Source organism: Falsiroseomonas oryzae, from assembly GCF_027856955.1.
Lineage (GTDB): Bacteria > Pseudomonadota > Alphaproteobacteria > Acetobacterales > Acetobacteraceae > Falsiroseomonas > Falsiroseomonas oryzae.
The window spans coordinates 1-7361 of the sequence record NZ_JAPSMD010000274.1 but is presented as its reverse complement, the minus strand read 5'-3'; the positions used below and the strand labels follow the sequence as shown (position 1 = coordinate 7361).

The window sequence follows — 7361 nt, the reverse complement described above, 5'->3', positions numbered from 1 at the left end:
CCGGCCGGCGACGGCGCTGCACGAGCAGAACGCCGTGCTGGGCCGCGCCAACCGGCTGCTGGCCCCGGGCGCCGACCTGCTCGCGCTGTCGGTGGAGGACACCGCGCGGGTGCCGGCTTCGGCACGGGCGGTGGTGGTGGGCAACCCCGTCCGCCCTGCCCTCGCCGCACTGGCCGGCCAGGGCTACGCGCCTCCGGCCGAGGAGGGCGCGATCCGGCTGCTGGTCCTGGGCGGCTCGCTCGGCGCGCGGATCTTCGCCGACATCGTCCCTGGCGCCGTGGCGGCGCTGCCGGAGGCTCTGCGCGGCCGCCTGGTGGTGACGCAGCAGACGCGCGCGGAGGACCTGCCGCGGGTCGAGACCGCGTATCGCGAGGCCGGCGTGCCGGCCGACCTCTCGCCCTTCTTCGGCGACATCGCGACGCGGCTGGCCATGGCGCATCTGGTGATCGCGCGGGCCGGCGCCTCCACCGTGGCGGAGCTCGCCTGCGCCGGCCGACCGGCCGTGCTGGTGCCGCTGCCGCATGCGATCGACGACCACCAGACCGCCAATGCCCGGGCGCTCGCGGGCGCCGGCGCGGCATGGGTGATTCCGCAGCCCGCCTTCACGGCGGAGGCGCTGGCGAAGCAGCTGGAGTCGCTGTTCGCCACCCCCTCCGTGCTGGTGCGCGCCGCCGCGGCCGCCGCGAAGGAAGCGCATCCCGAGGCAGCGCGGCGCCTGGCCGACCTTCTGCAATCCCTGTTGCGCGCGGACGCGCCCGTGGAGTCCCGCTGAATGCGCGCCCTGCCGCTCTCGATCGGCCCCATCCACTTCGTCGGCATCGGCGGCATCGGCATGTCCGGCATCGCAGAGGTGCTGCACACCCTGGGCTACCAGGTGCAGGGCAGCGACATCTCCGAGGGCTACAACGTCGCGCGCCTTCGCGAGGCCGGCATCCCGGTGGCGGTCGGGCACGACGCGCAGAACCTGGGCGCGGCGCAGGTGGTCGTCGTCTCCACCGCTGTGAAGCGGGACAACCCGGAAGTGCAGGCGGCGCGTGCGCGGCTGGTGCCGGTGGTGCGGCGGGCCGAGATGCTGGCCGAACTGATGCGCCTGAAATGGTCGGTCGCGATCGGCGGCACCCACGGCAAGACCACCACCACCAGCCTGGTCGCCGCCGTGCTGGAGGCGGCGAAGCTCGATCCCACCGTGATCAATGGCGGCATCATCAACGCCTATGGCACCAACACCCGCCTCGGCGCCGGCGACTGGATGGTGGTGGAGGCCGACGAGAGCGACGGCAGCTTCCTGAAGCTGCCCGCCGTGGTCGCCGTGGTCACCAACATGGACGCGGAGCATCTTGACCACTGGGGCACCGCGGAGGCGATGCGCGAGGGCTACGCGCAGTTCGTCGGCAACATCCCGTTCTACGGCTTCGCCGTGCTCTGCGCCGACCACCCGGAAGTGCAGGCGATGATCCCCCGCCTGTCGGATCGCCGCATCATCACCTACGGCTTCTCGCCGCAGGCCGATGTGCGCGCAGAGCGCGTGATCACCGACCGCATGGGCGCCACCTTCGAGGTGGTTGTGCGCGACCGCGGCACCGGCCGCGCCCGCACGCTGAAGCCGATGCGCCTGCCCATGCTCGGCCACCACAACGTCCAGAACGCGCTGGCCGCCATCGCCATCGCCATCGAGATGGACGTGGACGAGCAGACCATCCGCACCGCGCTGGCCGGGTTCAAGGGCGTGAAGCGCCGCTTCACCCGCATCGGGGAAGCCGGCGGCATCACGGTGATCGACGATTACGGGCATCACCCGGTGGAGATCGCGGCCGTGCTGAAGGCGGCCCGGCAGGCCGGCGCGCGCGACGTGATCGCGGTGGTGCAGCCGCACCGCTATTCGCGCCTCGCCTCGCTGTTCGAGGATTTCTGCACCTGCATGAACGATGCGGGCACGGTGATCGTCGCGGATATCTACGCCGCGGGCGAGCAGCCGATCCCGGGCGTCGATCGCGACGCGCTGGTGGAGGGGCTGCGCGCGCGCGGGCATCGTTCCGTCGTGCCGCTGCCCGGGCCTGACAGCCTGGCGGAGATGGTGAACGCCATTGCCCGGCCGGGCGACTACGTGGTCTGCCTCGGTGCCGGCAACATCACGGGCTGGGCGCATGCGCTGCCGGAGCAGCTGACCGCGCTGCAGGCGCGCACGCGGCCGCGCGTGGTGGGTGGCAGCAAATGAGGCCGGGCATGCAGGCAGAGGCCACGCTGCCGCCGCTGCGCGGGCGGGTGCAGGCCAGGGCCCCGCTGGCGCCCTTCACTTGGTTCCGCGTGGGCGGACCGGCGGAGTGGCTGGTGCGGCCCGCCGACCTCGACGATCTGCTGCTGCTGCTGCGCGACCTGCCGGATACCGTGCCGCTGACGGTGATCGGCTCGGCATCGAACCTCATCGTGCGCGACGGCGGCGTGCGCGGCGTGGTGCTGCGCCTTGCCGGACGCGCGTTCGGCGGTATCGAGACGGAGAAGGACGGCCTCGTCGCCGGCGCCGCGGCGCTGGATGCGACGGTGGCGGAACATGCGGCGGCCGCGTCGCTCGGCGGAGTCGAGTTTCTCTCGGGGATCCCGGGAACGGTGGGCGGCGCCATCGCGATGAACGCGGGGGCGTACGGGACTGAGGTGAAGGACATCCTGGACTGGGCGGAGGTGGCGACCCCGAAAGGGCTGCTGCGCCTCTCCGCCACGGAGTTCGGCTTCGCCTATCGCAAGGCCGTGCTGCCTTCGCGCGGCGTGGTCGTGCGCGCGAGGTTCCGCGCCGCGCCCGGCGACGCCGCGGCAATCGCGGCGCGCATGGCGGAAATCCGCGCGGCACGCGAGGCGACGCAGCCCGTGCGGTCGCGCACCGGCGGCTCCACCTTCAAGAACCCGCCCGGGCGCAAGGCGTGGGAGCTGGTGGACGCGGCCGGCTGCCGCGGGCTGCGGCGCGGTGCCGCGCAATGCTCCGAGCTGCACGCCAACTTCCTGCTCAACACCGGCGGCGCGACGGCGGCCGATATCGAAGGGCTGGGCGAGGAGATCCGCGCGCGGGTCCTGGCGCAGTCCGGGGTCGCGCTGGAATGGGAGATCAAGCGGATCGGCGAGGTCGCGCCATGACCCGTGTCGCGGTCCTGCACGGCGGCGTCTCGGCCGAGCGGGAGGTCAGCCTGAATACCGGGAAGCAGGTCGTGAGCGCCCTGCACCAGGCCGGGTTCGAGGTGACGCCGATCGATGTCGGCCAGGACCTCGGCGCCGTCATCGCGGCGCTGCAGGCGGCGAAGCCCGACGTGGTGTTCAACGCGCTGCATGGCCGGTTCGGCGAGGATGGCTGCATCCAGGGCGTGCTGGACTGGCTCGGCCTGCCCTACACGCATTCCGGCCTGCGCGCCTCCGCCATCGCGATGGACAAGGCCGCGGCCAAGGCCGCCTTCGCCGCCGCCGGCCTGCCGGTGGCGCCGTCGCGCATCGTCTCGCCGGAGGAACTGGAGGCCGAGGATCCGCTGCCCCGCCCTTATGTCGTGAAGCCGGTCAACGAGGGTTCTTCCGTCGGCGTCGAGATCCTGCGCGAGGGCGACAACCGCCGCGGCGAGATCGCGCGCGCCTGGCGCTACGACCGCCGCATCATGGCGGAGGCCTACATCCCCGGCCGCGAGCTGACCGTCGCCGTGATGGGCGACCGGCCGCTCGAGGTGACGGAGATCGCCACCGGCAACGTGTTCTACGACTACGAGGCGAAATACGCCGATGGCGGCAGCCGCCACACCCTGCCCGCGCCGGTGCATCCGGAGATCCGCGCCCAGGCGATGGAGGTCGCGTTGCGCGCGCACCAGGCGCTCGGCTGCCGCGGCGTGTCGCGCGCGGATTTCCGCTACGACGACACCGCCGGGGAACCCGGGCGGCTCTACATCCTGGAAGTGAACACGCAGCCCGGCATGACCCGCACCAGCCTGGTGCCGGAACAGGCCGCGCATGTCGGCATCGCCTTCCCCGAGCTCTGCGCCTGGATGGTGCGGGAGGCACGCGGTGGCGCGTAGCGCACTCACCGCCGGCCGGCCCAGCGGCGCCCTCGGCGGTCGCCCGCGCCGGGAGCCGGATCGGCCGAGCAGCTTGCGGCTGTGGCTGAAGCGCCGGCGCGGGCTGGCGAAGCCGGCGGCCCTGATGCTGCTGGGCGCGGGCGCGCTCGGCGCAGTGGGAATTGGCCTCTACCTCGCGGATCCGGCGGGCCGCGTGCAGGCGCTGGTGGAGAATGCCGCGGCGCTCGGCGACGCCGCCGGCTTCGAGGTGCGCGAGGTCGTGGTGGAAGGCCGCCGCAACACCCCGAGGGAGCTGATCCTGGCGGCCGTCGGCGTCTCCCGTGGCGATCCGATCCTCGCCTTCTCGCCCAGCGACGCGCGAGCGCGGCTGGAGACGATCGCCTGGGTCGAGAGCGCCCATGTGGAGCGCCACCTGCCTGGCACCATCCTGGTCCGCCTGACCGAGCGCACACCCTTCGCGATCTGGCAGCACCAGGGCCGCTTCGCGGTGATCGACCGGGACGGCAAGGTGGTCACGACCGAGACGCTGGACGCCTTCGGCCGACTGCCCCTGGTGGTCGGGGCCGGCGCGGAACGCCATGGCTGGGCGCTCTACGAACTGCTGCTCGCGCATCAGCCAATCCTGGACCGCACCCAGGCGCTGGTGCGCGTCGGCGAGCGGCGCTGGAATCTGCGCCTGCACAGCGGCACCGACGTGCTGCTGCCGGAAGGCCAGGAAGCGCCGGCGCTGAACCGGCTGGCGGAGCTGCACCAGCGCAACGCGCTGCTCGACCGCCCGCTGGTGGCCATCGACATGCGCCTGCCGGACCGCCTGGTGCTGCGCCAGCCGCCCACGCCGGAGCCGCCGCCGCAGCAGCGCCGGGCGGCGGGGAACCGCGGATGAACGCCCTGTCCCGCCTTCCCGTCCCCGTCGAGGCCGCGCCGGAGCGCAAGCGCCGCGGCGCGCGTTCGGGCGCCTTCGGCGTGCTCGACATCGGCACGACCAAGACCGTGTGTCTGGTGGCGCGCATCGAGGGCGACGGCGAGCCGCGCGTGCTCGGCTTCGGCTGGCAGCGCGGCCGTGGCGTGAAGGGCGGCAGCATCATCGACCTGGAAGAGGCGGAGCGCGCCGTCCGCGCAGCGGTCGGCCAGGCGGAGGAGATGTCGGACACGCAGCTCTCCGGCGCGATCGTTAACCTCTCCTGCGGGCAGCCGGATTCGCGGCTGCTGCACGTGCAGTGGCCGATCGGCGGCCGCGCGGTGACGGATGCCGACCTGCGGGCGATCCTGGCGGAAGGCCGCCGCCGCGGCCACGAGGACGGGCGGGAGACGGTGCATGGCGCGCCCGTCTCCTTCACCGTGGATGCCACGCCCGGCGTCGAGGATCCGCGCGGGATGGTGTGCGACACGCTGGATGCGCGCGTGCATCTGGTGGATGCGTCGCAGGCCGCGCTGCGCAACCTTGGCACCTGCCTCGCGCGCTGCGACCTGGAGGTGGAGGAACTGGTCTCGGCCCCCTTCGCCGCGGGGCTCGCGACGCTGGTGGAGGACGAGAAGCGCATCGGCGCGACGGTGGTGGACATGGGCGGCGGCACCACCTCCATCGCGGTCTTCGCGGAAGGCCAGCTGATCCACACCAGCCAGATCCCCGTGGGCGGCTGGCAGGTCACCAACGACCTCGCGCGCGTGCTGTCCACGCCGATCAACCATGCGGAACGCCTCAAGACGCTGCATGGCGGCGCGCTGGTCTCGCAGGACGACGAGCGGGAGATGCTGCCGGTCCCGCTGGTCGGCGAGGACGAGGACCACATCGCCCGCATCCCGCGCGCGATGATCGTCAACATCATCCGACCGCGGCTCGAGGAGACCTTCGAGTTCGTGCGCGACCGGCTGGAGCAGGCCGGCGTCGCCAAGGAAGCCGGCACACGCGTGGTGCTGACCGGCGGCGGCGCGCAGCTGATCGGCGCGCGGGAACTCGCCGCGCGCGTGCTGGACCGGCAGGTGCGGCTGGGTCGCCCGCGCTCGGTGCGCGGCCTTCCGGAGACTGCCGGCGGCCCGCCCTTCTCCGTGGCCATCGGGCTGCTCGCCTGGGCGGCCGGCGAGGGGCGCCCGATCGTGGATGTCGCCCCCGGTCCCGATCGTCCGCGCGGCATGTTCCGCCGCGTCTTCGACTGGCTTCGGGTGCGCGCGTGATGCGCCCGCCCGCCACCCCCACAACCAAGCCTGCCGGCAAGCAAGGCTGAGACTCCAGGAGAGGCCCGACCCATGACGCTGAACCTCACCATCCCATCGCACCAGCACACGGATTTCACGCCGCGCATCAGCGTGGTTGGCGTGGGCGGCGGCGGCACCAACGCCGTCAACAACATGGTCTCGATGGGCCTGGAGGGCGTGGAGTTCCTGGTCGCCAACACCGACGCGCAAAGCCTGGTGAACAGCAAGGCCGACCGCCGCGTGCAGCTCGGCCCGCACCTGACGCAGGGCCTCGGCGCCGGTGCCAAGCCCGAGATCGGCCGCGCCGCCGCGGAGGAGGCGACGGAGGAGCTGGCGCGCCACCTGGAGGGCGCGCACATGGTCTTCGTGACCGCCGGCATGGGCGGCGGCACCGGCACTGGCGCCGCTCCGGTCATCGCGCGCATGGCGCGCGAGCGCGGCATCCTGACCGTCGGCGTGGTGACCAAGCCCTTCGACTTCGAGGGGCCGAAGCGGAAGAAGTCCGCCGATGCCGGTATCGAGGAACTGCAGCAGTTCGTGGACACGCTGATCGTGATCCCGAACCAGAACCTCTTCCGCCTGGCGAACGAGCGCACGACCTTCGCGGAAGCCTTCAAGATGGCGGACAACGTGCTCTACATGGGCGTGCGCGGCGTGACCGACCTGATGGTGAACCCGGGGCTGGTGAACCTCGACTTCGCCGACATCCGCACGGTGATGGCGGAGATGGGCAAGGCGATGATGGGCACCGGCGAGGCCGAGGGCGACGACCGCGCGGTGAAGGCGGCCGAGGCGGCGATCAGCAACCCGCTGCTGGAGGACACTTCCATGCGCGGCGCGCGTGGCGTGCTGATCAACATCACCGGCGGCTACGACATGACGCTGTTCGAGGTGGACGAGGCCGCGAACCGCATCCGCAAGGAAGTGGACGAGGACGCCAACATCATCTTCGGCTCCTCCATCGACGAGAGCATGAACGGGCGCATCCGCGTCTCCGTCGTCGCCACCGGCATCGATGCGCGCGAGGCGCGGGAAGCCGAAAGGCCGAAGCTGGTCGCGGTCGGCGGCGGCGCGGCGGTGCCGGTGCAGGCCGTGGCGGCGCCCGCAGCCGCGCCCGCGCAGCCGGCG

7 protein-coding genes are annotated in these 7361 nt (G+C 72.8%); all 7 read left to right on the top strand.

From position 1 onward, the window contains the following. A partial coding sequence (locus OZN99_RS21335; RefSeq protein WP_270937267.1) for a glycosyltransferase occupies positions 1-772 on the top strand: 772 nt, incomplete at its 5' end. Then, a complete protein-coding gene (gene murC / locus OZN99_RS21330; protein ID WP_270937266.1) occupies positions 773-2215 on the top strand; it encodes a UDP-N-acetylmuramate--L-alanine ligase in 1443 nt (480 codons plus the stop codon). Between the two features lie 8 nt (positions 2216-2223). Next, positions 2224-3123: a UDP-N-acetylmuramate dehydrogenase gene (gene murB, locus OZN99_RS21325; RefSeq protein ID WP_270937265.1), complete on the top strand. Its 900-nt coding sequence runs from the start codon at positions 2224-2226 to the stop codon at positions 3121-3123. After that, positions 3120-4040, top strand: coding sequence for a D-alanine--D-alanine ligase (locus OZN99_RS21320; protein WP_270937264.1), 921 nt, complete (start codon positions 3120-3122; stop codon positions 4038-4040). The genes murB and OZN99_RS21320 overlap by 4 nt, the downstream gene beginning before the upstream one ends. Positions 4041-4113: 73 nt before the next feature. Then, the gene (locus OZN99_RS21315; protein WP_270937263.1) at positions 4114-4923 is read left to right on the top strand and encodes a cell division protein FtsQ/DivIB; all 810 of its coding nucleotides are present in this window, start codon (positions 4114-4116) and stop codon (positions 4921-4923) included. Beyond that, on the top strand, positions 4920-6212 hold the full coding sequence (gene ftsA / locus OZN99_RS21310; RefSeq protein WP_270937262.1) for a cell division protein FtsA: 1293 nt from the start codon (positions 4920-4922) through the stop codon (positions 6210-6212). The genes OZN99_RS21315 and ftsA overlap by 4 nt, the downstream gene beginning before the upstream one ends. A 72-nt stretch (positions 6213-6284) precedes the next feature. Continuing rightward, on the top strand, positions 6285-7361 hold a 1077-nt coding region (gene ftsZ, locus OZN99_RS21305), incomplete at its 3' end, for a cell division protein FtsZ (protein ID WP_270937261.1).

Excerpts from the sequence above, each read along its gene's own strand:
- ftsA (WP_270937262.1), top strand. The coding sequence starts at position 4,920 with ATGAACGCCCTGTCCCGCCTTCCCGTCCCCGTCGAGGCCGCGCCGGAG.
- OZN99_RS21320 (WP_270937264.1), top strand. The coding sequence starts at position 3,120 with ATGACCCGTGTCGCGGTCCTGCACGGCGGCGTCTCGGCCGAGCGGGAG.
- murB (WP_270937265.1), top strand. The coding sequence starts at position 2,224 with ATGCAGGCAGAGGCCACGCTGCCGCCGCTGCGCGGGCGGGTGCAGGCC.
- murC (WP_270937266.1), top strand. The coding sequence starts at position 773 with ATGCGCGCCCTGCCGCTCTCGATCGGCCCCATCCACTTCGTCGGCATC.